We start from the raw sequence: 23,781 nt of genomic DNA, 5'->3' as shown, positions 1-23,781 counted from the left end.
GGCGACTTTTCCATGCTCGACATCATCCTGCTTGAAGACGAGCCCATTCTGAGCCAGGAGCTCGGCGAGTTCCTGGAGGAACAGGGCTACGCGCCGCTGCGCCTGGACAGCCTGCAGGCGTTCGACCGCCATTTCGACCCGAAGCGGCACCGGCTGGCGGTCATCGACATCGGCCTGCCCGACGGCAGCGGGCTCGAACTGATCCGGCGGCTGCGGCATTCCGGCGAGCCGGTGGGCATCGTGGTGTTCAGCGCGCACAGCACCAGCCTGGACCGCATCCGCGGGCTCGCCGTCGGGGCCGACCACTACCTCGGCAAGGGCTGCGACCTCGACGAACTGGCCGCGACCCTGGGCGCGCTGGTCCGCCGCCTGGACCTGCAGCATGAAGCCCCGCCCCAGCCGTCCGCCAAGCCGTGCTGGACCCTGGAACTGGGGCCGCGGCACCTGCACGTGCCGGGCGCGCCGCTGGTCCCGCTGTCGCAGCAGGACCTGGTGGTGCTGGGCTGCCTGATGGCCAGCCCCGGCGCCAGCATCAGCCGCCGGCAGATCGTCGCGGCGCTGGGCGCCGACTACCTGGACTACGACCAGCGCCGGCTGGACACGCAGATGCGCCGCCTGCGCCGCCGGGTGGAGGACATCAGCGGCCGCCCGCTGCCGGTCAAGACGCTGCGCAACAGCGGCTACTGCTTCTACGAGCCCGCCACGGTCCTGGACTGAGCGCGCGCCCCCGCCAACCCGAGCTCGCCTCGCCAAGCCCTGGGGGGCGCCGGCGCACTACGGCGTGGTGCCGAGCCACTCCCCCACGCACCGCGCCAGCACCTCCAGCGGCTCGGTCGCGTCCAGCCGCAGCACGCCGGCCTCGCCGGTCGGCGGCTCCAGCGTGGCGAACTGGCTGTCCACCAGCGAGGCCGAGAAGAAATGCGTGTCGCCGCGGCCCTGCACCCGTGCCAGCGACTCGGCCGGCGTCAGCTCCAGGTAGGCGAAGCGCAGGCCCGGCAGCGCCTGGCGCAGGCGGTCGCGGTAGCTGCGGCGCAGCGCCGAGCAGGTCAGCACCACGCCGCGCGCGCCATGCATGGCCAGCTGCCGCCCCAGCTCGTCGAGCCAGCCGGCGCGGTCCGCGTCGGTCAGCGGCACGCCGCGGTGCATCTTGTCGCGGTTGGCGGCGCTGTGGAACTCGTCGCCCTCGACCAGCACCGCCCCCTGCGCGGCGGCCACCGCCGCCCCGAGGCTGGACTTGCCGCAGCCCGCCACCCCCATGACCACCAGACCACCCTGCATCGCGCCGCACCCTCGCCGAAGTTGTGAAGAGGCGCCATCGTAGCCGCGCGGCAGCACGCCCCCGGCGAGCAGCCCGCTTAAGCCCGGCTTCAGCCGGCCGCCGCGGGCGGCTCCTATCATCGGCCGCATGCGCCTGCTGCTGGTCGAAGACGACACCATGATCGGCGAGACCGTGCTCGACCTGCTGCGGGCCGAGCATTTCGCCGTGGACTGGGTGCGCGACGGCGAGATGGCCGACCAGGCGCTGCGCAGCGAGCGCTACGACCTGGTGCTGCTGGACCTGGGCCTGCCCCGGCGCGACGGCCTGGAGGTGCTGCGCGCCCTGCGCGCGCGCCAGGATGCGGTGCCGGTGCTGATCGTCACCGCGCGCGACGCCGTGGCCGAGCGCGTGGCCGGCCTGAACGCCGGCGCCGACGACTACGTGCTCAAGCCCTACGACCTGGACGAGCTGCTGGCACGCATCCACGCGCTGATCCGCCGCAGCCACGGCCGCGCCGACCCGGTGGTCGCCTACCGCGACCTGCGGCTCAACCCGGTCACGCGCGAGGCCACCAAGGGCGGCGAGCCGGTGATACTGTCCGCGCGCGAATGGGCGGTGCTGGAAGCGCTGATGAGCCGGCCGGGCCAGGTGCTCTCGCGTGCGCAGCTGGAGGAAAAGCTCTACGGCTGGAAGGACGACATCAGCTCCAACGCGGTGGAGGTCTACATCCACGGCCTGCGCAAGAAGCTCGGCCCCGGCCTGATCCAGAACGTGCGCGGGCTGGGCTACCTGCTGCCCAAGGCATGAGCACCGCCGGACCGCCCCAAGGGGCTCGCACCGCAGCCGGTACGGGCGAAGACACTCCAGTGAGCCCCGCCCGGCCGCCCGATGGAGCGCATTGCCTCCCGGAGGAACCAGGCCGCAGGCCCGAGGGTGCGCCGGTGAGCGCCGCACGACGGCAGCATGCAGGCGCGGACACCGCGGCTCGGCCGGGCGAAGGTCCGCCGCCCTCCCCATACGCGGCCCGGCATTCGCTGCAGCGCCGACTGCTGGCCTGGCTCATGACGGCCATCGTGCTGGCCGGCGTGATCCTGGCCGTCACCGCCTGGCGCGGCGCGCTGCGCCAGGCCGACGAGATGTTCGACTACCACCTGCAGCAGATGGCGCAGGCGCTGCGCGGCGGCATCCCGCTGGCGCCGCCGGGGTTCGACGGCGACGCCGACGACGAGTACCTGGTGCAGATCTGGGGCGCGGACGGCGTGCAGCTGTTCCGCTCCGTGCCCACGCCGCTGCCGCCGCGCGCGGTGCTGGGCTTCTCGGACGCGCGGCTGCAGGGCCGGCACTACCGCGTCTACACGCTGCAGACGCCGCTGCAGACCATCCAGATCGCGCAGGACCTGGACCAGCGCCAGGCCCGTGCGCGCGCGCTGGCGCTGCGCGCGGCCCTGCCCATGGCCGCCGCCGCGCCGCTGCTGATGCTGCTGGCCTGGTGGGGCATCCGCCGCTCGCTGGCGCCGCTGGCGCGCACCCAGGCCGAGGTCGCCACGCGCGCGGCCGGCGACCTGTCGCCGCTGCAGGGCGCGGGCCTGCCCGACGAGGTGCGTCCGCTGGTGGACGAGATCAACGCGTTGTTCGGCCGGCTGGACCAGGCCTTCGCCGCGCAGCGCGCCTTCGTCGCCAACGCGGCGCACGAGCTGCGCTCGCCGCTGGCCGCGCTGAAGCTGCAGGCCCAGGCGGTGGAGCGCGCGGCCGACGAGGCGGCCCGCGCCACCGCGCTGGCGCGGCTGCACCAGGGCATCGAGCGCGCGATCCGGCTGATGCAGCAGCTGCTGGTGCTGGCGCGCCAGGAAGCCGCGGCACCCGCGGCAAGCGCGCCGGCCCCGGTGGCGCTGGCGGCGCTGGCGCGCCGCGTGGCCGGCGAGATGGCGGCCGAGGCCCAGGCCCGCGGCATCGACCTGGGCGTGGACATCGCGGCCGAGACCAGCGTGCCCGGCGACGCCGAGGCGCTGGCCATCGGCCTGCGCAACCTGCTGGACAACGCCATCAAGTACACGCCCGCCGGCGGCCGCGTGGACCTGGTCGCCGAGCCCTGCGCCCTGGCCGTGCACGACAGCGGCCCCGGCATCGCGCCCGAGGAGCGCGAGCGCGTGTTCGAGCGCTTCTACCGCAGCCCCGGCGCACCGGCCGGCGGCAGCGGGCTGGGCCTGGCGATCGCGCGCGCGATCGCCGAACGCCACGGTGCGACACTGCGGCTCGGCCCCTCCGAACACCTGGGCGGCACCTGCGCGCGCCTGCGGTTCCACCCGCCTCCTTCCGCATGAACACCGCCCCTCCAGACCCCCGCGCCGGTGCCGGCGCATCCCCCGAGGCCCGCCTGCCCTACGCCGGCGTGCGGGTCGTCGAGTTCACCCACATGGTCATGGGCCCGACCTGCGGCCTGCTGCTGGCCGACCTGGGCGCCGAGGTCATCAAGGTCGAGCCGATCGAGGGCGACGGCACGCGCCGCCTGCTCGGCTCGGGCGCCGGCTTCTTCCCGGCCTTCAACCGCAACAAGAAGAGCATCGCGCTGGACCTGAAGCAGCCCGAGGGCCGCGAGGCCGCGCGGCGCCTGGCGGCCACCGCCGACGTGGTGAGCGAGAACTTCAAGCCCGGCACCATGGCCAGGCTGGGCCTGGACTACGCCAGCCTGCGGCCGCTGAACCCGCGGCTGGTCTACGTGAGCCACAAGGGCTTCCTGCCCGGCCCGTACGAGGACCGCACGGCGCTGGACGAGGTGGTGCAGATGATGGGCGGGCTGGCCTACATGACCGGCCGGCCCGGCGACCCGCTGCGCGCCGGGGCCAGCGTCAACGACATCATGGGCGGCATGTTCGGCGCCATCGGCGCGATGGCCGCGCTGCGCCGGCGCGCGCAGACCGGCGAAGGCTGCGAGGTGCAGGCCGCGCTGTTCGAGAACAACGTGTTCCTGGTCACGCAGCACATGATGCAGTTCGCCGCCACCGGCCGCGCGGCCGACCCGATGCCGGCGCGCATCTCGGCCTGGGGCGTCTACGACGTGTTCACGGTGAAGGACGGCGCGCAGATCTTCCTCGCGGTGGTCAGCGACCGGCAATGGGCCGCGTTTTGCCAGGCCTTCGCGCTGGCGGACCTGGCGGCCGATCCGCGGCTGGCGACCAACAACGACCGCGTGCGGGCGCGCGAGTGGCTGCTGCCGCGGCTGCGCGGGCACCTGGCCGGCTACGCGGCGGACGAACTGGCCGCCGCCTTCGAGGCGCACGAACTGCCGTTCGCGCCGATCGCACGCCCGCAGGACCTGTTCGACGATCCGCACCTGAACGCCAGCGGCGGCTTCGGCCAGGTGCGCATGAACGACGGCCACCTGTCCAAGGTGCCGCTGCTGCCCTTCACGCTCGACGGCGCCCGCCCCGGCATCCGGCTGCAGCCGCCCGCGGCCGGCGAGCACGGCGACGCGCTACTGCGCGAACTCGGCTACGGCGAGGCCGAGATCGCCGGCCTGAAGGCGCGCGGCATCGCCGGCGGCGGCTGAACCCCGGGGCGCCCGCCCGGCCCGGCCGGAACCCGCCATTGGCATAAGCTCCCGCCGCCGGGCGCCATGCCGGCGCCCGGATACACCAACCCAGAAGAGGACGACGACATGATGCAAGACTGGAACGCCTACCGTGATGCCCTGCTGGAGCGCGTGGGCGACTACGCCAAGCACAGCCCCGATGTGATGCGCGGCCTGGCGACGATCAACAACGCCGCCGCCAAAACCGGCCACCTGGGGCCCAAGGTGCACGAGCTGATCGCGCTGGCGGTGGCCGTCACCACCCGCTGCGACGGATGCATTTCCTCCCACACCAGGAAGGCCGTCGAGGCGGGCGCCACGATCGAGGAGATCTCCGAGGCGCTGGGCGTGGCCGTCGCGCTGAACGCCGGGGCGGCGCTGACGTATTCGGCGCGCGTGATCGAGGCCTACCAGCAGTTGCCGAACGGCAAATAAGCCGCACCGGCAGGCCCCCTCCGGCCTGGCGGTCCCGTTCCGGCTTCAGCAAACGCGGCCGCACGAACGGCGCGCCGTGCGCATCGACACGGGCCCGCATCGTCCCGGCGCCGCGAGGCCTGCACCCCTGTTCCCGGACGGCATCGAGCAGGCCGGCCTGCGGCGGCTGGCGCCGGGCCGCTTGCCCGGACATCGTCGTGCCGACGATGAACCACCCGCACCGCATACGATGCGGCCTGCGCAAAAAAAAGAGCGGGACATCCGGGAAAACCAATGACGAACAACAAGACCGCGCCGGCAAGCAGCGCTTCCTCCGTGCTGCCCGAGAAGGTGCAGCGCGGAAACATCTGGCGCCTGTCCATCGCCCAGGCGCTGGCCGGCGCGAACTCGGTGGTGGTCTACGCCACCGGCGCCATCGTCGGCAATGCGCTGGCCCCCGAGCCGATGCTGGCCACCCTGCCGCTGTCCATCTTCGTGGTCGGCATGGCAGCGTGCATCCTGCCCGTGGGTGCCATCGCGCGGCGCCATGGCCGGCGCGCCGCCTTCCTCGCAGGCACCGGCACCGGGGCGCTGGCCGGCCTGCTGGCCATGCTCGCCGTCCTGCTCGGCGCGTTCTGGCTGTTCTGCCTGGCGACGTTCTTCGGCGGCTGCTACGCGGCCGTGGTGCTGTCCTTTCGCTTCGCGGCCGCCGACGGCGTGGCCCCGCAGCGGCGCGCTCGCGCGCTGTCGCTGGTCATGGCCGGCGGCGTGGCCGCCGGCGTGGTGGGGCCGCAGTTAGTGACCTGGACCATGGACCTGTGGCCCCCGCACATGTTCGCGGCCACCTTTCTCGTGCAGGCCGCGGTCGCCGTGGTGTCGGCGGCCATTCTGCGGGGCGTGCGCCTGCCGATGCCGACGGCCGAGGAGCTCGCCGGCGGCAGGCCGCTGGCGGAGATCGTGCGCCAGCCGCGCTTCGTGGCCGCCGCGATCTGCGGTGCGGTGTCCTACATGCTGATGAACTTCCTGATGACGGCCGCGCCGCTGGCGATGCATCTCCACGGGCATTCCCAGGGCAGCGCCAACCTGGGCCTGCAATGGCACGTCATCGCGATGTACGCGCCCAGCTTCTTCACCGGCCGGCTGATCGCGCGCTTCGGCGCCGGGCGCATGTCGACGGCAGGCCTGGTCTTGACGGGCCTGTCGGCCGCCATCGGGCTGGGCGGCGTGGACGTGGCGCATTTCTGGGCCACGCTGATCCTGCTGGGCCTGGGGTGGAACTTCGGCTTCCTCGGCGCTTCCGCGCTGGTGCTGGAGTGCCACCGGCCCGAGGAGAGGACACGCGTGCAGTCGCTCAACGACTTCATCGTCTTCGGCCTGATGGCGATCGGGTCGTTCTCCTCCGGCGGGCTGCTGTCCGCCTACGGCTGGAACACGGTGCTGTGGGTGTCGTTCGTGCCGCTGGCGCTGGCGTTCGCGGCGCTGGCCATGGCGGCGACGATGAAGGGCGACACCCGCGCGGCGCCGTAGGCGGCCTCACGGCCCGGACTGCGCCGACAGCCAGGCCTCGAACGCGTCCAGCCGCATCGGCATGCCGTACAGGTAGCCCTGCACCTCGTCGCAGCCGAGCTGGCGCAGCGCCGCGGCCTGGCGCTCGGTCTCCACGCCCTCGGCCAGCACCCGCATGCCCAGCCGGTGGCCCAGCGGCACGATCATCTCGGCGATGCGGGCGTTGCCGCTGTCCGAGTCCAGCGCGGCCACGAAGGCGCGGTCGATCTTGAGCCGGTCGGCCGGCAGCCGGTCCAGGTAGGACAGCGAGGAAAAGCCTGTCCCGAAGTCGTCGATCGCCACGGCGACGCCGCGCGCCCGGATCTCCTGCAGCAGCGCGGCCGCGCGCTCCATGCCCATCACCGAGACCGACTCGGTGATCTCCAGCTCCAGCGCCGCGGGTGGCAGGCCGGCGTCGCGCAGCGCCTCGTCCACCTGGGCCAGGAACTGCGGCTGCGCGAACTGCAGCGGCGACACGTTGACAGCCATGCGCAGCGCGGGCCGCTGCGCACGCAGGTGCGCCAGCGCCTGCAGCGCGGTGCGCAGGACCCAGCTGCCGATCGGCACGATCAGGCCGGACTGCTCGGCCACCGGGATGAAGACCGCCGGCGGGATGAAGCGCCCGTCCTCGGCGCGCCAGCGCACCAGCGCCTCGGCCCCGACGACGCGGCCGCTGGCCAGCGACAGCTGCGGCTGGTAGACGACGAACAGCTTGTCGTGGTCGAACGCCTGCTGCAGGCCGTGCATCAGCCGGATGCGCTCGCGCGCGGCCACGCCGACCTCGGCCGTGTAGTACTGCGCATGGCCCTGGCCCGAGGTCTTGGCCTGCTTGAGCGCGATCAGCGCGTTCTTGAACAGTTCCTGTCCGCTGGCGGCGCCCTCGCTGCGCGCCAGGCCCATGGACAGCGACACCGGCCGCGCCACGCCCTCGACGTCGTAGGGCCGCGCCGACCACTGCGCCAGCCGGCCCGGCTCGACGACCGCGGCATCGCCCCAGATGCCGAAGGTGTCGCCGGCCACGCGCGCCAGCATGCAGCGCGCCGGCAGATCATGCTGCAGGCGCTGGACGATGGCCAGCAGCAGCATGTCGCCGTAGACGTAGCCGAACATGTCGTTCGTCTCGGAAAAGCGGTCGATGTCCACCAGCGCCAGCACCTGGCCGGCGCCGCGGCCGGCCTCGATCTCGCGGTCGATGTGCCGCAGCAGCGCCGGGCGGTTCGGCACGTCCAGCAACCGGTCCTTGAAGGCCAGCTCGCGCAGCCGCGTCACCAGGTCGATGTTGGACGCCGACAGCGCGATGTTGGCGCAGAACACCTCCAGCAGCCGCGCTTCCACGTCGCGCAGCGGCCGCCCGGTGCGCACGAAGGCGGCGAAGTCGCGGCCCTCGCGGCCGGCGAAGAACAGCGTCAGGTGGCCGGCTTCCAGCTGGTGGCGGCGCTCGGCCCAGGCGCGCGCGAGGCTGCCCTCGGCCACCGGATCGCCGAGATCGCAGGAGTCGCGGTCGATCAGGTGGGCGAACGCGCCGGCCGCGGCGATCACCGTGCAGTGCGGCTGCCCGGCATCCTCGGCCAGCCGCCGCGAGGCACACACCAGGCCGTCGGGCGCCACGCCGACCAGGCCGGCGATCTGGGTGATCACGCCCTCGGCGAAGGTGCGCAGGCCCTGCTCGGCCAGGAACTGGTTGCTGGCCCGGATGATCTTCTGCAGCCCGCGGCGGCCGTCGTCCAGGCGGCGCAGCTGGTCGTAGGCGCGGATCGCCGCCGTCAGCGTGATGTACAGCTTGGCGGGGGTCAGCTCGCCCTTGGTCCGGTAGTCGTTGATGTCGTAGCGCCGGATCGTGTCGATGCCCGGCGCGTAGTCCGGCTGCCCGGTGTGCAGCACGATGCGCACCTCGCGCAGCCCGAGCTCCTCGCGGATACGGCCCACGGCCTGCAGGCCGGCCTCGCCGGTCTCCATGACCACGTCCAGCAGCACGACGGCCACGTCGCGCTGGCGTGCCAGCAGTTCCAGCGCCTCGGCCGAGGAGCGGGCATGCAGGAGTTCCAGCGGGCGGCCCTCGATCTCCAGCCCGCGCAGGCCGAATTCGGTGCACGCGTGGACGTCCTCGTCGTCGTCCACCACCAGGATGCGCCATGGCGCCTGCCCGGCGGGATCCGTGCAGGGAACCTCGTCGTCGATGAATTCTTGGGGTGCTTGCGGCTCGTTCATGTCCTGTGCCAGGCGCGCACGCGCGAGCCCGCCCCCGGCGGCATTGCACGACGTGCGAGTACATCAGTGTGGCAGCTACCGCGGCAGCTGGCAGTTCTGACAGGCCGCGCTGCACAGGGGCGATCCCCCGACTTAAGTCTGATCTAAGCCTGCCTCCCCATGATTGCCGACATCCGCAATCGAACCGAAGGATGCATGCCATGACCAAGAACCTCCACACCCCGGCCCCCCGCAAGACCCCGATGATCCTGGCGCTGCTGGCCGCCGGCGCCATCGGCGGCGCCGGCGTCGGCCTGGCGCGCGGCGGCGCGGCGCAGGCCGCGGACACCCAGGCCATGCCCGCCGCCACGGCGCCGGCGACCACGGTCGCCCTGCCCGACTTCTCGCAGATCACGCGCCAGTACGGCCCGGCGGTGGTCAACATCAGCGTGACCGGCAAGGCCAGCGCCACCGGCGACGAGCGCAGCGCGCAGGACGAGGACCCGTTCGGCAACGATCCGTTCTTCGAGTTCTTCCGCCGCTTCCAGCAGCCCGGCCAGGGCCGCATGCCACGCGGCGAGGCGCCGCTGGTGCGCGGCCAGGGCTCGGGCTTCATCGTCAGCCCCGACGGCGTCATCCTGACCAACGCCCACGTGGTGCGCGGCGCCAGCGAGGTCACGGTCAAGCTGACCGACCGGCGCGAATACCAGGCCAAGGTGCTGGGCGCCGACCCGCGCACCGACGTGGCGGTACTGAAGATCCAGGCGAAGAACCTGCCGGTCGTGAAGATCGGCTCCACCTCCGACCTGCAGGTCGGCGAATGGGTGCTGGCGATCGGCTCGCCGTTCGGCTTCGAGAACACCGTGACGGCCGGCGTGGTCAGCGCCAAGGGCCGCTCGCTGCCGGACGACAGCGCCGTCCCGTTCATCCAGACCGACGTGGCCGTGAACCCCGGCAACTCCGGCGGGCCGCTGTTCAACGCACGCGGCGAGGTGGTCGGCATCAACTCGCAGATCTACAGCCGCACCGGCGGCTACCAGGGCGTGTCGTTCGCGATCCCGATCGACCTGGCCGGCCGCATCCAGCAGCAGATCGTGCAGCACGGCAAGGTCGAGCATGCGCGGCTGGGCGTCACGATCCAGGAAGTCAACCAGACGCTGGCCGACTCCTTCAAGCTCGACAAGCCCGAGGGCGCGCTGGTGGCCAGCGTGGAAAAGGGCAGCCCGGCCGAGAAGGCCGGCCTGCAGCCCGGCGACGTGATCCGCGCGATCGACGGCAAGCCCATCGTGGCCTCGGGTGACCTGCCGGCCGCCATCGGCCTGGCCGCGCCCGGCGACACGGTCCGGCTGGACGTGTGGCGCAAGGGCGGCGCGCAGCAGGTCGCCGCGCGCCTGGGCGGCGCCAAGGAGCAAACCGTGGCCCAGGCCGGCGGCGACGCCGGCGCGCCGCAGGGCCGGCTCGGCCTGTCGCTGCGCCCGCTGCAGCCGCAGGAGCGCCAGGCCGCCGGCGTGAGCGAGGGCCTGGTGATCGAGCAGGTGGGCGGGCCGGCGGCGCGCGCCGGCGTGCAGCCGGGCGACGTGCTGCTGGCCGTCAACGGCACGCCGGTGCAGAGCCTGGAGCAGGCCCGGGCGGCCGTGGCGCGGGCCGACAAGTCGGTGGCCCTGCTGATCCAGCGCGGCGAGGACAAGATCTTCGTGCCGGTGCGCCTGGGCTGAACCGCCCCCGCGCCCCCAGAGGGCGCGCTGTAGGCGGCGGCCGACGGCCGCTGGCGGCGCGCCACCCTTGCGCGGCGCGCCGCGGCCGGCCAGCATGGGGGCTCGATCCACCGCAGGAGACCCGCATGCCCGCCCCTTCCCCCGTCGAACGCCAGGCCCCCGACCCGATCGTCGCGCGCGAGCAGGCTGCCACCGGCCACCATGACACGCCGCTCGAATCGCTCGGCAAGGCCATCACCGACCCGCTGCGCGAGGCCGCCGGCCAGCCCGAGGAAGACGTGCGCCGCGCGCGCGAGCACGCCACGCCCCAGCCGTATCCCGACGACGACGATGCCGACGCGGACCGCTGAGCGCGGCTACGATCGCCACCCATGAACGCCCCCTATACCGAAGAGCCGCCGCGCGCCGAGATCGAGGCCACCCGCGGCCCGCTGGTGCTCGAGTTCGGCGACAACTTCTGCGGCATCTGCCGCGCCGCGCAGCCCGAGATCACCCGCGCGCTGGCCACGCGGCCCGACGTGCGCCACCTCAAGATCGCCGACGGCCGCGGCCGGCCGCTGGGCCGCGCCTTCGGCGTGAAGCTGTGGCCCACGCTGGTATTCCTGCAGGACGGCCGCGAGATCGACCGGCTGGTACGCCCGGTCGATCACCACCCGATCGCCAAGGCCTTGCGCGCGCTGCCCGCGAGCTGACATAAGCTGGCGGCCCTTCGTCGCCGCCACATCCGCTACCCGCCATGACGCCTGCCGAGAACCGCGCCATCCTGTCCCTGAGCCTGCTCGCCGCCTTCGCCGACGGTGACAAGCACGAACGCGAGCGCGCCGAGATCCGGCGCATCGCCGACAGCCTGGCGCAGGCCGACGGCGTGCACCTGCCCACGCTGGTGCAGGACGTGCTGATGCGGCGCGTGCAGCTGGCCGACATCGCCGCCGCGCTGCCGGACGCCGGCGCGCGCCAGCTCGCCTACGAGATGGCGGTGTGCGTCTGCGACGCCGACGGCACGCAATCGCCGGCGGAACGGCAGTTCCTGGCGCAGGCCAAGGCCGCGCTGGCCCTGGCGCCGGCCGATGCCGAGCGCTTCGCGCAGCAGGCCGAGGCGCTGGCGGCCATGCCACTGGAATCCGCGGCCGCGCCTGCCACCGCACCTGCCGCCACGGCTGCGGCACCCGCCGCCGCGCCGACCGTCGACGAGGCCGCGCTGGACAAGAAGATCCTCGACGCCGCCATCCTGAACGGCGCGCTGGAACTGCTGCCCGAGAGCCTGTCCACCATGGCCATCATCCCGCTGCAGATGCAGTTGGTCTACGGCATCGGCAAGGCGCACGGCTACGCACTGGACAGCGGCCACGTGAAGGACTTCCTGGCCACCGTGGGCGTGGGCCTGACCTCGCAGTACCTGGAGCAGGCCGGCCGCAAGCTGATCGGCGGACTGCTCGGCAGGCTGGGCGGCCGGCTGCTGGGCGGCGCGGGCCGCCAGGCCGTCAGCTCGGGCATGAGCTTCGCCACCACCTACGCGCTGGGCCACGTCGCCAGGCGCTACTACGCGGGCGGGCGCGTGCTGTCCGCGCAGCTGCTCAAGGACAGCTACGCCGGCCTGCTGCGGCAGGCCCAGGGCCTGCAGGCACGCTACCTGCCCGAGATGCGCGAGCAGGCCCGCACGCTGGACGCCGGCAAGGTGCTGGACCTCGTCAGAGGGCGCTGAGCCGCGCCGGCGCCGGCTATGCTGGCGCCGCATGAACGCACCGAACGACGACGCCTTCGCCCAGGCCCGCGCCCTGTTCCTGGACGCCGTGGCGCTGACCGAATCCGGCCGCCATGCCGAGGCCGAGCCCCGGCTCGAAGCCGCCGCGCGCCTGGTGCCCGACCGCCCCTCCACGCTGCTGAACCTGGCCATCGTGCGGCTGCGGCTCGGCCGCCTGCAGGACGCCCTGGTGCCGCTGGACCGGCTGGCGGCGCTGCAGCCGCAGGACGCCGCGGCCGGCTACCAGCGCGCGCTGGCGCTGAACCGCCTGGGCCGGCACGCCGAGGCCTTGCAGGCGCTGGACGCGCTGCTGGCCGTGCAGCCCGGCCTCGCGCCGGCCCACCAGATGCGCGGGCAGACCCTGCAGATGCTGGAGCGGCATGCCGAAGCCCTGCCGGCCTACGAACGCGCCGTGGCCCTGGACCCCGGCCTCGGCGAGGCCTGGCACCTGCTGGGCCAGATGCTGCGCGACCTGCGGCGCACGGACGACGCGCGCGACGCATTCCGCCGCGCGCTGGCGGCCGGCGCCGACCCCGCGCTGTGCCGCTACTTCCTGGCCGGCCTGGGCGAAGGCGACGCGCCGCAGGCCTCGCCCGAGGCCTATGTGCGCGGCCTGTTCGACACCTACGCCGCGGACTTCGAGCCGCATCTGCTGGACGTGCTGCGCTACCGGGCGCACGAGCATGTGGCGCGCGCCGCCGCGGCGCACGGCGCCGCGCCCGTGGACGCCGCGCTCGACCTGGGCTGCGGCACCGGCCTGTGCGGCCCGCTGCTGCGCCCGCTGGCACGCACGCTGCACGGCGTGGACCTGTCGCCCACGATGCTGGAGCAGGCCGGCCGGCGCGGCGCGTACGACGCGCTGGTCCAGGCGGACATCGCCGACTACCTGCAGAACACGGCGGAACGCTACCAGCTGGTCGCGGCCGCCGACGTGTTCATCTACGTCGGCGACCTGGAGGCCGTATTCGCCGGCGTGCGCCGCGTGCTGGCGCCCGGCGGCGTGTTCGCGTTCTCGGTGGAACGCGCCGACGGCGAAGGCTCGCGCCTGCTGCCCAGCCTGCGCTACGCGCACTCGGAGGCCTATCTGCGCGCACTGGCCGCGCGGCACGGCCTCGCGGTCGCCGCGCTGCAGCCCGCCACGCTGCGCGAGGACCAGCGCCAGCCGATCGCGGGCCTGGTGCTGTGCCTGCGCGCGCCGGCCTGAGGTTCGGGCCACGGCCAGCCGGAGCCCGCGCCGGCTGCACCCGGATGGGCGCCTGCACGGCAGTGCCATGCGCATCCCCGAACTTTCTCCATCTGGCCATACGCCCTATGGCGTAGGGGTTAGCACCAGTGCCTATCCACTGGATGTATATCTTTTTTGATACGAGAATCGGGTACTTCTTTATTTCGATACTTTGACGAATCCAAGGAGAAATCGACGTGGAAGCGAACATGGGCACTTCGGCGGCCGAACCCGCCGGAAAAGACAAAGTCACCCGCTACGGATGGAAGGCATTGGCCGGCTCGGCCATCGGCTACGCCATGGACGGCTTCGACCTGCTGATCCTCGGCTTCATGCTGCCGGCGATCTCGGCCGACCTGCAGCTCACCCCCGGGCAGGCCGGCTCGCTGGTGACCTGGACGCTGGTCGGCGCGGTGGCCGGCGGCATCCTGTTCGGCGCCTTGAGCGACACCTACGGCCGCATCCGCGTGCTGACCTGGACCATCGTGATGTTCGCCGCGTTCACGGGGCTGTGCGCCGTCGCCCAGGGCTATTGGGACCTGCTGGTCTTCCGCACGCTGGCCGGCGTCGGCCTCGGCGGCGAGTTCGGCATCGGCATGGCCTTGGCGGCCGAGGCCTGGCCGGCCCGGCACCGGGCCCGCGTGTCGTCCTACGTCGCGCTCGGCTGGCAGGCCGGGGTGCTGGGCGCGGCGCTGCTGACGCCGCTGCTGCTGCCCCACATCGGCTGGCGCGGCATGTTCGTGGTCGGCGTGTTCCCGGCGCTGATCGCCTGGGTGATCCGCAACCGCCTGCACGAGCCCGAGGTGTTCGTGCGCCGCGCCAAGGCCGAGGGCGCGCGCGGCAAGGCGTTCAGGCTGCTGGTCAAGGACGGCCGCACGACCCGCACCAGCCTGGGCATCGTGATCCTGTGCTCGGTGCAGAACTTCGGCTACTACGGGATCATGATCTGGATGCCCAGCTTCCTGTCCAGCAAGCTCGGCTTCAACCTGACCAAGTCCGCGCTGTGGACCTCGGTCACCATCGTCGGGATGATGGCCGGCATCTGGGTCTTCGGCCAGCTGGCCGACCGCATCGGCCGCAAGCCCAGCTTCCTGCTGTTCCAGGCCGGCGCGGTGGCCATGGTGCTGGCGTACGCCCAGCTGTCCGACCCGGTGGCCATGCTCTGGGCCGGCGCCGTGATGGGCATGTTCGTCAACGGCATGCTGGGCGGCTACGGCGCGCTGATGTCGGAGGCCTATCCGACCGAGGCCCGGGCGACGGCGCAGAACGTGCTGTTCAACATCGGCCGCGGCGTCGGCGGCTTCGGGCCCGTGGTGGTCGGCGCCCTGGCCGCGGCGTATTCGTTCCAGGTGGCCATCGCGCTGCTGGCCGCCATCTACGTGATCGACATGCTGGCCACGCTGTTCCTGATCCCGGAGCTGAAGGGCGTCGAGCTCGATTGAGCGCCACAGGCGCCGGCCCCACGCAACGCCACCACGGAGAACCCCATGGAATGCACGACGCAGGCATCCGCCTGCTTCCAGAGAAATGCCGAGCACGTGGCCTCGCACCGCTGCACGGTCGCGGAACACCGCTGGGTCAACGACCGCTACAAGTACCTGCGGCTCAGCGCCGAGGCCGACCTGGCCGGCGCCACCCGCCCCGGCCAGTTCTACCAACTCAAGTGTCCGGCCACCAGCGACCTGCAGCCCTTCCTGCTGCGGCCCATGAGCGTCTACGGCGTCGGCCCCGAAGCCGGCACCATCGAATTCCTCTACAACGTGACCGGCGTGGGCACGCATGCGCTGTCGGCGCTGCCGGTCGGCGGCACGATGGACATCGTCGGCCCGCTGGGCAACACCTTCGTGCTCGAGCCGGGTTTCACGCGCATCATGGTGGTCGCCCGCGGCGTCGGCCTGGCCACCATGGCGCCGCTGCTGCAGCACGCGGCCCGGGCCGGCGTCGCGGTCACGGCCGTGATGTCGGCCCGCACGCCCGGGGACCTGATGCGCGACGAGTTCCTGCGCGGCGTGCCGGCCGACGTGCATTGCGTCTACGACAGCGACGGCAGTTCCTCGGTGGAGGCGCTGGAAGTCCTGCTGCGCGGACTGCTGCAGGCCCGGCACCACGACGTGGCCTACACCTGCGGCTCGCACCGCGTGCTGATGCTGCTGCAGCGGCTGCTGCAGGACCATCCGCAGACGCGCGGCGAGGTCGCGATGGAGCAGCGCATGGCCTGCGGCATGGGCGTGTGCCTGTCCTGCGTACGCATGTTCGACAAGGGCGGCGACAAGCAATTCCTGCGCGTCTGCCGCGAGGGCCCGGTGTTTCCGATCCACGAGGTCGTCGGGGAGGTGGAATTTGGCTGATCTGTCCGTCCGCGTCGGTGACCTGCGCCTGCGCAACCCGGTGATGCCCGCCTCGGGCTGCTTCGCGATCGAGTACGCCGAGGCGCTGGACCTGAACCGCCTGGGCGCCCTGGTCATCAAGAGCGTCTCGCCCAAGAGCCGCGCCGGCAACCCCACGCCGCGCGTGGCCGAGGCCTACGCCGGCATGCTCAACTCGATCGGCATCCCGAGCAAGGGGCTGGACTACTACCGCCGCGAGGTGCTGCCCGCCTACACGCCGTTCGACACGCCCGTGGTGGTGTCGATCTCGGCCGACACCGTCGACGAATTCGCCGACGCCGTGGCCCAGATGTCGCTGCCCGAAGTGGCGGTGATCGAGGCCAACATCTCCTGCCCCAACCTGGAAGCCGACGGCATGGCCTTCGCGATGACGCCGGAGACCACGTACAAGGTGGTCAGCGCGATCCGCCGCAGGACCAGCCATCCGTTCTGGGCCAAGCTCACGCCCAACGCCTCGCAGATCGCCGCCGTCGCCCGCGCCGCCGAGGAAGCCGGCGCCGACGCGCTGGTGATGGGCAACACCGTGCTGGGCATGTCGATCGACGTGCGCACGCGCAAGCCCCGGCTCGGCAACGTGATGGGCGGGCTGTCGGGGCCGGCGATCAAGCCGATCGCCGTGCGCATGGTCCACCAGTGCTACCGCAGCGTGCGCATCCCGATCATCGGCTGCGGCGGGATCCAGAACGCGGACGATGCCGTCGAGTTCATGCTCGCCGGCGCCAGCGCCGTGCAGGTCGGCACGGCCTCGTTCCTGGACCCGGGCGTGATGCAGAAGATCATCGACGGGCTGCAGGCGTATTGCGACGCGATGGGCGTGCAGAGCCTGCGCGACCTGACCGGCCAGGTGAAGATCGACCGGCAGCTCTCCGACCGCTGGCTGCGCTTCGCCCAGCAGTCCGGCTGAATGGACCGCGCCATGGACTTGACCTCACTGCGCCCCCTGGCGGAGAAGCTCTTCGCCGACATCCGTGCCCTGTCCTTCGACGGCGTGGGCGTCACGCGCGCGAGCTACGGCGCGGGCGAAACGGCCGCCGCCGACTACCTGCGCGCCTTCGCCCTGTCCGAGGGCCTGCGCGTCGCGGACGACCGTGCCGCCAACCTGGTGTTCGGCCAGCCGGATGCCGATCCGGCCGCGCCGGCGGCCTGGACCGGCAGCCACATCGATTCCGTGCCCCAGGGCGGCAACTTCGACGGCCTGGCCGGCGTGGTCGCCGGCCTGCTGTGCCTGGTCGCCCGCCGGCGCGAACCACATGGCGCCAGGCTGCCACTGGAGGTGGTGGCCTTCCGTGGCGAGGAGAGCGCCTGGTTCGGCAAGGCCTACATGGGCTCGGGCGCGCTGTTCGGCAAGATCGGCGAATCGGACCTGGCGTTGAAGCAGCGCAGCACCGGGCAAACGATGGCCGAATGCATGCGCGAGGCCGGCGCCGACGTCGACGCGATCCGCGGCCGGCAATGGCTGTTCGACCCCGCGCGCGTGAAGGCCTACCTGGAGCTGCACATCGAGCAGGGCCCGGTGATGGTCGCGCGCCAGCTGCCGCTGGCGGTCGTCTCCGGCATCCGCGGCAACGTGCGGCACAACCGCATCGTGTGCCATGGCGACGCGCAGCACTCCGGCGTGGTGCCGCGCTGGCTGCGGCACGACGCGATGTTCTCGGTCGCCGACCTGATCATGCGGCTGGACGAGCACTGGCGCGTGCTGCTGGAGCGCGGCACGGACCTGGTGGTCACCACCGGCATCGTGACGACGGACCCGGACGAGCACTCCATCTCCCGCATCCCGGGCAGCGTGCGCTTCAGCTTCGAGGCGCGCAGCAAGAGCGAGGACACGCTCGAGGCCTTCTACCAGCTGATGCGCGCGGAATGCAAGGCGATCGAGCGCGAGCGCGGCGTGCGCTTCGAATTCGACCGGCGCCTGCTCAGCGAGCCCGCCACCATGGATGAACGCCTCTGCGGGCTGCTGGCGCAGGCCTGCCGGGACGTCGGCGCCGCGTTCGAGACCATTCCCAGCGGCGCCGGGCACGACGCCTCGCTGTTCGCCAACGCCGGCATTCCCTCGGGCATGCTGTTCGTGCGCAACCAGAACGGCTCGCACAACCCGCACGAGGCCATGGAGATGGACGACTTCATGCTGGGCGTGCAGGCCCTGAGCGACGTGTTCGAACGCCTGGACTGAGCCATGGCCGCGACCGACGCCCTCACGCTGCGCCGCCCCGACGACTGGCACCTGCACCTGCGCGACGCGGAGATCCTGCAGGCCGTGCTGGCGCATTCGGCGCATCCGTTCGCGCGGGCCATCGTCATGCCCAACCTCAAGCCCCCGGTCACGACCGTGGCGGCGGCGCGCGCGTACCGCGCGCGCATCCTGGCCGCGCTGGCGCCGGGCGTGGACTTCACGCCGCTGATGACCGCCTACCTGTGCGACGACACGCCGGCCGACGAACTGCGCCGCGGCTTCGAGGAAGGCGTGTTCGCGGCCGCCAAGCTGTACCCCGCCGGCGCCACGACCCATTCGGAATTCGGCGTCACGTCCACCGCCCGGGTGGCCCGGGCCCTGGAGACGATGCAGTCCCTCGGCATGCCGCTGCTGGTGCATGGCGAAAGCACGCGGCCCGAGGTCGACGTGTTCGACCGGGAGGCCGTGTTCATCGACGACACCCTGCAGCCGCTGCTCGCGGATTTTCCGGCGCTGAAGGTGGTGATGGAGCACATCACCACCCTGCAGGCGGCCGCGTTCGTCTCGGCCGACGCGAGCGGCCGCCTGGGCGCGACGATCACGCCCCAGCACCTGATGTTCAACCGCAACGCGCTGTTCACCGGCGGCATCCGGCCCCACTTCTACTGCCTGCCGGTGCTCAAGGCCGAGCGCCACCGCCTGGCCCTACGCCGCGTCGCGACCTCGGGCGACCCGCGCTTCTTCCTCGGGACCGACTCCGCGCCGCACCTGCGCGCGCTGAAGGAGGCGGCCTGCGGCTGCGCGGGCATGTTCAACGCCCCCAGCGCGCTGCAGTGCTATGCGACCGTCTTCGAGGAGGAGGGAGCGCTCGACCGGCTGGAAGCCTTCGCCAGCGTCCACGGCGCGCGCTTCTACGGGCTGCCGCTGAACCAGGGCACGGTCACGCTGCGCCGGCAGCCGGCCATGGTCCCGCAGGACGTGCGGCTGCCCGGCGGCTCGGCGATCCACCCGTTCCTGGGCGGCAGCACGCTGCCCTGGCGCCTGGAACCCGCGGCCGACTGATGCGCATACCGGCCCGGACCCGTCGCCACGACCACCGGCGCGCCGCGCGCCATGCCGGCGGGAGACGCCGCATGGCGGACCGCTGCCTGTCGCCTATAGTCTCATTTTCGATTCCTGAATTGAGAAACGAGATGAAGCTGGAGGCAAGGGCGTTCAAGTCGTCGATCGACTATGCGTCGCTGGGCGACCGGCTGCGCGCCTACCGGATCGGCGCCTCGCTGCAGGCCGAGGACGTCGCCGAGCAGCTCGGCGTCTCGCGCGCGGTCGTCTACCGGATGGAAAAGGGCGAGATCGTCAAGATCGAGACGCTGGAACGGCTGGCGCAGCTGCTGGAGACGTCCCTGGCGTCCCTGCTCGGCGTGGAAGTGGAGTACTACGCCTCGGCGCTCGGCCTGTTCGAGCGCATGCGGCAGTTGGAGGAGTCGTCCGAGCGGATCCTGGCGCACTTCGAGCCGATCTCCGTGCTGCTGACCTCGGACGACTACCTGGGCTACCTGCGCGAGATGCTGCTGGAGGCATCGCCCCGTACCGCGGGCAAGGGCGTGAAGCTCGCCGACGTCGACCAGATGCTGCAGATCATGCAGGAGCGCAAGGCCTTCTTCGAGCGGCGCAAGCCGCACATCGTGAGCCTGATCGGGCTGCGCGAACTGGAGCGCTTCGTGCAGACCGGCCTCGTGGGGCGGGTCGGCCTGCCGGAAGCGATCCGGCGCGAGCGCGTCCAGGCCGCACGCCGGGAAGTCGGCCGGATCGCCGACCTGCTCGACAGCGAGCCGATCCATGTGCAGATCGGGCTCATCGACGACGCCATGCCGGCCTCGACCTTCCAGCTCTTCTCGGGGCCGCGGCATGCCGTGCTGGCGGTCAGCCCGTTCCGGCTGGGCGAGCTGCCGAACGTGCGCAACGGCATCGCCACCATCACCGCCTCGCCCGAAGCCGTGCGCATGCACGAGGACATGGTCGGCCGCCTGTGGAAGAGCGCCTACAAGGGCGCCAACGGCGCGCAGGTCCTGCGCCGGCTGCTGGCGCACATTCACTGACCCTGGAGCAACATGCACTCACACTACCTGCAAACGGAGCCGCGCCGTGCCGTGGCGGCGGCCCTGATCGACAGCGGCTGCGTCTCGGTGTGCGCCGACGAGCCCTTCCGGCTGCCGTCGGGATGGGCCAGCCCGGTGTACATGGACGGCCGGCAACTGGTCTCGTTTCCCGCGGCGCGCAAGTCGGTCCTGGCGCACGCCACGGACCTGCTGCGCAGCACCGGCGCGCTGCAGGGGCTGGCCGGCATCGCCGGCGGGGAATCGAGCGGCATCGCGCTGGCCGCCTGGCTCGCGGACGCGTCGGACCTGCCGCTGCAGTACGTGCGCAAGCGGGCCGCGGGCCATCGCCACGTCGAAGGCTGCGTCCAGCCGGGCGGCCGGATCCTGCTGGTCGACGACGTGATGGCCATCGGCCAGTCCAAGGTGCAGTTCTGCCGCGCACTGGCCGCGGCCGGCGCCCGGGTCACGGACATCCTGGTCGTGTTCGCCTACGACACCTTCCCGATGGCGGCCGGCCTGGCCAGCGCCGATGTCGGGCTGCACGTGCTGTCGACCTGGCGCGACGTCCTGGCCGTCGCCCGGGACCGCGGCGACTTCACCGATGCGGCCCTCGATACGCTGGAGGGCTTTCTGAACGACCCCGTCGGCTGGTCGCGCACCCACGGAGGCTGGGGACCCGCGATCGCCGACGGCACCCATGCATAGGAGATGCAACCATGAGCTTCCCAGAAATCGCACAACGCTTTGCCGAGACCAGCTCGGGCACCGACGCCTTCAAGGTCTTCTACAAGGAGGCCTTCAAGCTGATGCAGGCGGACCCCGTCAACGCGAGCCTGTACTTCGTGCCGGGCATCGCGGCGCAGTCCTTCGTGCGCAACTACGAGGACCAGGGCATCACGACCGAGTTCGCCGACCGGTCCAAGGCGATCCTGGTGGAATTCAACGCCAAGATCGTCCAGGCCCTGGCGTCCGATCCGGCCGAGCGCCTGCGCCTGCTGAGCGAAGTGGCGCTGGCGTACGAGTGGAACGTGCACGACTTCTGACGCCGGCCTGAACCGGGCGCCGGGCCGGCCGCTCAGGCCACCACCGGCTGCTGCTGCGGCCGCTCGCGCCGCGGCGCCGCGGCGCCCTGCTCCGGCAGCGCGTTGCGCGCCGCCAGGTGGATCGCCGGCGCCGTCGGCCGGCCGTCGAAGTCCAGCCACTGGTGGCGCTCGAAGTCGTACAGCTTGCACTGGCGCAGCGTGCGCAGCACGCCGCCGATGGACCAGGGCTCGACCACCAGCCGGTTGCCCAGCAGCTCGTTCATGCGCTGCTGGGCCTCCAGCAGCCGGTAGCTCGGGATGCCGTGGTGCGCATGGTGCGCGGCGTGGCAGTAGACGTTGTTGACCAGGCGGCTGAACCAGTCCGGCATGGTCAGCACGGTGGAGCACAGCTCGGGCGCGTAGTCGCCGGTGCGCGCGATGTCGCCCTTGAACCAGGGGATGCACGGGTGCGTGTGCATCAGGTACAGCGCCACGCTGCTGATCCAGAAATGCAGCATCAGCGGCACGCACCAGCCCAGCAGCACGGCGGTGCCGGCCCCGATCGGCGCGATGCGTGGCGCCGCCAGGGCCAGGAAGGCCACCATGCCGCCGTGGAACAGCGCCAGCGGCACGGCGTAGGCCATGGAGACGCCGCGCTGCTCGGACGGCGTGCGCGGGTTGGGCCACACGCGGGTCGGGATCCAGCGCAGCGCCCAGTACAGGAACACGCCGACGACGTTGGGCGAGCGGTAGACGCGCTCGGCCCATTGCTGCCAGCGCGGCAGCGCGTCGTACTCGGCCTTGGAGTACGGCACGTAGAAGTCGAAGTGGTCGCCGTTGGTGCGCGGGTGGTGCACGTGGTTGTGGTCGTGCGTCCACATACGGTAGTTCTGCACCGAGGGCACGCCCAGCGCCAGCGCGAAGCACCAGTTCAGCCGGCGGCTCGCGCACAGCGTGCGGTGCGAGGCGTCGTGCGCGAGCGTGTACATCGAGGTCAGCCGCACGCCCAGCAGCACGCTGGCCAGGATCTTCCAGCCCAGCGCCGGCGCGAACAGCACGGCCGCCCACAGGCCCCAGTACAGGCCCCAGTCGCGCAGGAACAGCAGCACGCCGCTGCGGTCGCGCGGGGTGGCGAAGACGGACAGCTCGCGGATCAGCCGCGCCCGCGGGATCGCGGGCGGCGTGGCGGACAGCGGCGCGGCGGTGGAACGCATGGAAACTCCTTGTGACTGCATGTAACCGGATGTACCGATTCGAACGCAGCACGGCCGCCGCCGAAGCGCCGAAAAGCGGCTGGAAAGCCGGCCGATTCGGCGGAGCCATCGGCTACCATCGCCGCCCCAGGGAGTGAACCGTGGTCACCGACCAAGCCTATGCCGAGCTGGGCCTGCGCCCCGGCGCCAGCGAATCCGAGATCAAGGCCGCATGGCGCCGCATGGCGTCGCGCTGGCACCCCGACCGCAATTCCAGCAGCCAGGCCGTGGTGCGGATGCAACGCATCAACCAGGCCTTCGAGGCGCTGCAGCGCGTGCTGCAGCAGGAAATGCCCGAACCGGAGCCTGCTCCCGAGCCGTCGGAACCGCCACCACCACCGCCGCCCGAGCCCGCCGCCGCGCCGCCGCGCGCGGCCGACCCGGCCCACCCGCCGATCCGCCGCAAGCTCAAGCTGACGCTGGAGGAAGCCGCGGCCGGCTGCGTCAAGGCGCTGAAGGGCCGCTTCACGCCCGTCTGCAGCCACTGCGCGGGCACCGGCCACCACGTGCTGGGCAGCGCCTGCCGCCGCTGCCGCGGCAGCGGCAGCTTCGTGCGGCCCTCGGCCTGGTTCGGCTGGCCCGGCCAGCGCGAGGACTGCGAGGACTGCGGCGGCACCGGCATCGCGCGCGAGCCCTGCCGCCACTGCGAGGGCCGCGGCAAGCTGGCGCCGGTGGCCTACCAGGTGCAGGTGCGCATCCCGCCCGGCGTGCGCGAGGGCGACCTGCTGCACGTGGCGACCCGGCGCGCGCCGGCCGACCTGGAGGTGCAGGTGGGCCTGGCGCCGCATCCCTTCTTCACGCTGGAGGACGACGGCGCGCTGCACTGCCGCGTGCCGGTGGACGGCTTCGCCTGGATGGCCCACCGCACGCTGCAGGTGCCCACGCTGGAAGGCACGCAGGCGCTGGCGCTGCGCCGCGACCAGCAGCGCTACCGGCTGGCTGGCCAGGGTTTTCCGACGAGCCACCGCGGCCCGCGCGGCGACCTCGTGGTGGACATCGAGCCGGTGTTCCCCGACAGCCTCGGCACCGACCAGGAGATCCTGCTGGACCAGCTGATCGCCAGCAACGCCGGCCCCGGCGCGGACCCGCGGCTGGCGCAGTGGCAGCAGCAGATGCGCGCGCGCGAACGCAGGCGGCCGAAGGGCTGAGAAGCGGTCACGCCTCCCTCGCGTCCGCGCGAGGGAGGGCCCTGAC

The 23,781-nt window shown here is 72.4% G+C and carries 24 protein-coding genes; 21 read left to right on the top strand and 3 right to left on the bottom strand.

Features of this window, described 5'->3' with window-relative positions:
- Nucleotides 1-12: 12 nt before the first annotated feature.
- On the top strand, nucleotides 13-717 hold the full coding sequence (locus QM782_RS13440; RefSeq protein ID WP_415203410.1) for a response regulator transcription factor: 705 nt from the start codon (nucleotides 13-15) through the stop codon (nucleotides 715-717).
- 57 nt (nucleotides 718-774) lie between these two features.
- Here the strand turns inward: QM782_RS13440 and QM782_RS13435 are convergent, their stop codons facing one another.
- Nucleotides 775-1,278 (bottom strand): gluconokinase, encoded by a 504-nt coding sequence (locus QM782_RS13435; RefSeq protein WP_415203409.1) that lies wholly within the window; start codon nucleotides 1,276-1,278, stop codon nucleotides 775-777.
- 127 nt (nucleotides 1,279-1,405) lie between these two features.
- Here QM782_RS13435 and QM782_RS13430 point away from each other — a divergent pair, with 127 nt between their 5' ends.
- The 6 genes from QM782_RS13430 (at nucleotide 1,406) to QM782_RS13405 (ending at nucleotide 6,767) form a co-directional block, all read left to right on the top strand.
- Nucleotides 1,406-2,065 carry a response regulator gene (locus tag QM782_RS13430; protein WP_415203408.1) on the top strand — a complete coding sequence of 220 codons (660 nt, stop codon included), beginning with the start codon at nucleotides 1,406-1,408 and terminating at the stop codon, nucleotides 2,063-2,065.
- A gap of 254 nt (nucleotides 2,066-2,319) precedes the next feature.
- Nucleotides 2,320-3,579 carry an ATP-binding protein gene (locus QM782_RS13425; RefSeq protein WP_415203407.1) on the top strand — a complete coding sequence of 420 codons (1,260 nt, stop codon included), beginning with the start codon at nucleotides 2,320-2,322 and terminating at the stop codon, nucleotides 3,577-3,579.
- The gene (locus tag QM782_RS13420; RefSeq protein ID WP_415203406.1) at nucleotides 3,576-4,805 is read left to right on the top strand and encodes a CaiB/BaiF CoA transferase family protein; all 1,230 of its coding nucleotides are present in this window, start codon (nucleotides 3,576-3,578) and stop codon (nucleotides 4,803-4,805) included. The genes QM782_RS13425 and QM782_RS13420 overlap by 4 nt, the downstream gene beginning before the upstream one ends.
- A gap of 108 nt (nucleotides 4,806-4,913) precedes the next feature.
- Nucleotides 4,914-5,261: a carboxymuconolactone decarboxylase family protein gene (locus QM782_RS13415; protein WP_415203405.1), complete on the top strand. Its 348-nt coding sequence runs from the start codon at nucleotides 4,914-4,916 to the stop codon at nucleotides 5,259-5,261.
- Between the two features lie 76 nt (nucleotides 5,262-5,337).
- The gene (locus QM782_RS13410) at nucleotides 5,338-5,538 is read left to right on the top strand and encodes a hypothetical protein (RefSeq protein WP_415203404.1); all 201 of its coding nucleotides are present in this window, start codon (nucleotides 5,338-5,340) and stop codon (nucleotides 5,536-5,538) included.
- The gene (locus tag QM782_RS13405) at nucleotides 5,535-6,767 is read left to right on the top strand and encodes an MFS transporter (RefSeq protein WP_415203403.1); all 1,233 of its coding nucleotides are present in this window, start codon (nucleotides 5,535-5,537) and stop codon (nucleotides 6,765-6,767) included. Before QM782_RS13410 ends, QM782_RS13405 begins: the two co-directional genes overlap by 4 nt.
- Before the next feature lie 6 nt (nucleotides 6,768-6,773).
- On the opposite strand, the gene QM782_RS13400 is transcribed toward QM782_RS13405, so the two are convergent.
- On the bottom strand, nucleotides 6,774-8,993 hold the full coding sequence (locus QM782_RS13400) for an EAL domain-containing protein (RefSeq protein WP_415203402.1): 2,220 nt from the start codon (nucleotides 8,991-8,993) through the stop codon (nucleotides 6,774-6,776).
- A 200-nt stretch (nucleotides 8,994-9,193) separates the two neighbouring features.
- Here QM782_RS13400 and QM782_RS13395 point away from each other — a divergent pair, with 200 nt between their 5' ends.
- The 13 genes from QM782_RS13395 (at nucleotide 9,194) to QM782_RS13335 (ending at nucleotide 21,355) form a co-directional block, all read left to right on the top strand.
- Nucleotides 9,194-10,687, top strand: a complete 1,494-nt coding sequence (locus tag QM782_RS13395; RefSeq protein WP_415203401.1) for a DegQ family serine endoprotease — start codon at nucleotides 9,194-9,196, stop codon at nucleotides 10,685-10,687.
- Between the two features lie 125 nt (nucleotides 10,688-10,812).
- Complete coding sequence (locus QM782_RS13390) at nucleotides 10,813-11,037, top strand: hypothetical protein (RefSeq protein ID WP_415203400.1); 225 nt, start codon at nucleotides 10,813-10,815, stop codon at nucleotides 11,035-11,037.
- A gap of 21 nt (nucleotides 11,038-11,058) precedes the next feature.
- Nucleotides 11,059-11,379 carry a thioredoxin family protein gene (locus QM782_RS13385; RefSeq protein ID WP_415203399.1) on the top strand — a complete coding sequence of 107 codons (321 nt, stop codon included), beginning with the start codon at nucleotides 11,059-11,061 and terminating at the stop codon, nucleotides 11,377-11,379.
- Nucleotides 11,380-11,423: 44 nt separating this feature from the next.
- Nucleotides 11,424-12,389 (top strand): YcjF family protein, encoded by a 966-nt coding sequence (locus QM782_RS13380; protein WP_415203398.1) that lies wholly within the window; start codon nucleotides 11,424-11,426, stop codon nucleotides 12,387-12,389.
- 31 nt (nucleotides 12,390-12,420) lie between these two features.
- The gene (locus QM782_RS13375) at nucleotides 12,421-13,632 is read left to right on the top strand and encodes a tetratricopeptide repeat protein (RefSeq protein ID WP_415203397.1); all 1,212 of its coding nucleotides are present in this window, start codon (nucleotides 12,421-12,423) and stop codon (nucleotides 13,630-13,632) included.
- Nucleotides 13,633-13,862: 230 nt separating this feature from the next.
- Entirely contained in the window at nucleotides 13,863-15,095 is a 1,233-nt protein-coding gene (locus QM782_RS13370) for an MFS transporter (RefSeq protein WP_415205647.1), read from the top strand.
- Between the two features lie 45 nt (nucleotides 15,096-15,140).
- Complete coding sequence (locus QM782_RS13365; protein ID WP_415203396.1) at nucleotides 15,141-16,001, top strand: dihydroorotate dehydrogenase electron transfer subunit; 861 nt, start codon at nucleotides 15,141-15,143, stop codon at nucleotides 15,999-16,001.
- Nucleotides 15,994-16,944, top strand: coding sequence for a dihydroorotate dehydrogenase (locus tag QM782_RS13360; RefSeq protein WP_415203395.1), 951 nt, complete (start codon nucleotides 15,994-15,996; stop codon nucleotides 16,942-16,944). The genes QM782_RS13365 and QM782_RS13360 overlap by 8 nt, the downstream gene beginning before the upstream one ends.
- Before the next feature lie 12 nt (nucleotides 16,945-16,956).
- Nucleotides 16,957-18,213, top strand: coding sequence for a hydantoinase/carbamoylase family amidase (locus QM782_RS13355; protein WP_415203394.1), 1,257 nt, complete (start codon nucleotides 16,957-16,959; stop codon nucleotides 18,211-18,213).
- 3 nt (nucleotides 18,214-18,216) lie between these two features.
- Entirely contained in the window at nucleotides 18,217-19,275 is a 1,059-nt protein-coding gene (pyrC, locus tag QM782_RS13350; protein ID WP_415203393.1) for a dihydroorotase, read from the top strand.
- A 131-nt stretch (nucleotides 19,276-19,406) separates the two neighbouring features.
- Complete coding sequence (locus tag QM782_RS13345; RefSeq protein ID WP_415203392.1) at nucleotides 19,407-20,312, top strand: helix-turn-helix domain-containing protein; 906 nt, start codon at nucleotides 19,407-19,409, stop codon at nucleotides 20,310-20,312.
- Nucleotides 20,313-20,324: 12 nt separating this feature from the next.
- Nucleotides 20,325-21,017 (top strand): orotate phosphoribosyltransferase, encoded by a 693-nt coding sequence (locus tag QM782_RS13340; RefSeq protein WP_415203391.1) that lies wholly within the window; start codon nucleotides 20,325-20,327, stop codon nucleotides 21,015-21,017.
- 11 nt (nucleotides 21,018-21,028) lie between these two features.
- Nucleotides 21,029-21,355 carry a hypothetical protein gene (locus QM782_RS13335; RefSeq protein WP_415203390.1) on the top strand — a complete coding sequence of 109 codons (327 nt, stop codon included), beginning with the start codon at nucleotides 21,029-21,031 and terminating at the stop codon, nucleotides 21,353-21,355.
- A gap of 32 nt (nucleotides 21,356-21,387) precedes the next feature.
- Here QM782_RS13335 and QM782_RS13330 read toward each other — a convergent pair whose 3' ends face one another.
- Nucleotides 21,388-22,548, bottom strand: coding sequence for a fatty acid desaturase family protein (locus QM782_RS13330; RefSeq protein ID WP_415203389.1), 1,161 nt, complete (start codon nucleotides 22,546-22,548; stop codon nucleotides 21,388-21,390).
- 140 nt (nucleotides 22,549-22,688) lie between these two features.
- Here QM782_RS13330 and QM782_RS13325 point away from each other — a divergent pair, with 140 nt between their 5' ends.
- Nucleotides 22,689-23,735, top strand: coding sequence for a DnaJ C-terminal domain-containing protein (locus QM782_RS13325; RefSeq protein WP_415203388.1), 1,047 nt, complete (start codon nucleotides 22,689-22,691; stop codon nucleotides 23,733-23,735).
- Nucleotides 23,736-23,781 lie beyond the last annotated feature (46 nt).

The sequence above is a fragment of the Pseudorhodoferax sp. genome (genome assembly GCF_047601025.1).
Lineage (GTDB): Bacteria > Pseudomonadota > Gammaproteobacteria > Burkholderiales > Burkholderiaceae_C > Pseudorhodoferax.
Note: the sequence above shows the minus strand (reverse complement) of the source record. Positions and strands in the feature narration are given on the sequence as shown.

Coding starts and splice junctions, on each gene's coding strand:
- QM782_RS13440 (WP_415203410.1), top strand. CDS start 13: ATGCTCGACATCATCCTGCTTGAAGACGAGCCCATTCTGAGCCAGGAG.
- QM782_RS13435 (WP_415203409.1), bottom strand. CDS start 1,278: ATGCAGGGTGGTCTGGTGGTCATGGGGGTGGCGGGCTGCGGCAAGTCC.
- QM782_RS13430 (WP_415203408.1), top strand. CDS start 1,406: ATGCGCCTGCTGCTGGTCGAAGACGACACCATGATCGGCGAGACCGTG.
- QM782_RS13425 (WP_415203407.1), top strand. CDS start 2,320: ATGACGGCCATCGTGCTGGCCGGCGTGATCCTGGCCGTCACCGCCTGG.
- QM782_RS13420 (WP_415203406.1), top strand. CDS start 3,576: ATGAACACCGCCCCTCCAGACCCCCGCGCCGGTGCCGGCGCATCCCCC.
- QM782_RS13415 (WP_415203405.1), top strand. CDS start 4,914: ATGATGCAAGACTGGAACGCCTACCGTGATGCCCTGCTGGAGCGCGTG.
- QM782_RS13405 (WP_415203403.1), top strand. CDS start 5,535: ATGACGAACAACAAGACCGCGCCGGCAAGCAGCGCTTCCTCCGTGCTG.
- QM782_RS13400 (WP_415203402.1), bottom strand. CDS start 8,993: ATGAACGAGCCGCAAGCACCCCAAGAATTCATCGACGACGAGGTTCCC.
- QM782_RS13395 (WP_415203401.1), top strand. CDS start 9,194: ATGACCAAGAACCTCCACACCCCGGCCCCCCGCAAGACCCCGATGATC.
- QM782_RS13390 (WP_415203400.1), top strand. CDS start 10,813: ATGCCCGCCCCTTCCCCCGTCGAACGCCAGGCCCCCGACCCGATCGTC.
- QM782_RS13385 (WP_415203399.1), top strand. CDS start 11,059: ATGAACGCCCCCTATACCGAAGAGCCGCCGCGCGCCGAGATCGAGGCC.
- QM782_RS13380 (WP_415203398.1), top strand. CDS start 11,424: ATGACGCCTGCCGAGAACCGCGCCATCCTGTCCCTGAGCCTGCTCGCC.
- QM782_RS13375 (WP_415203397.1), top strand. CDS start 12,421: ATGAACGCACCGAACGACGACGCCTTCGCCCAGGCCCGCGCCCTGTTC.
- QM782_RS13370 (WP_415205647.1), top strand. CDS start 13,863: ATGGGCACTTCGGCGGCCGAACCCGCCGGAAAAGACAAAGTCACCCGC.
- QM782_RS13365 (WP_415203396.1), top strand. CDS start 15,141: ATGGAATGCACGACGCAGGCATCCGCCTGCTTCCAGAGAAATGCCGAG.
- QM782_RS13355 (WP_415203394.1), top strand. CDS start 16,957: ATGGACTTGACCTCACTGCGCCCCCTGGCGGAGAAGCTCTTCGCCGAC.
- pyrC (WP_415203393.1), top strand. CDS start 18,217: ATGGCCGCGACCGACGCCCTCACGCTGCGCCGCCCCGACGACTGGCAC.
- QM782_RS13345 (WP_415203392.1), top strand. CDS start 19,407: ATGAAGCTGGAGGCAAGGGCGTTCAAGTCGTCGATCGACTATGCGTCG.
- QM782_RS13340 (WP_415203391.1), top strand. CDS start 20,325: ATGCACTCACACTACCTGCAAACGGAGCCGCGCCGTGCCGTGGCGGCG.
- QM782_RS13335 (WP_415203390.1), top strand. CDS start 21,029: ATGAGCTTCCCAGAAATCGCACAACGCTTTGCCGAGACCAGCTCGGGC.
- QM782_RS13330 (WP_415203389.1), bottom strand. CDS start 22,548: ATGCGTTCCACCGCCGCGCCGCTGTCCGCCACGCCGCCCGCGATCCCG.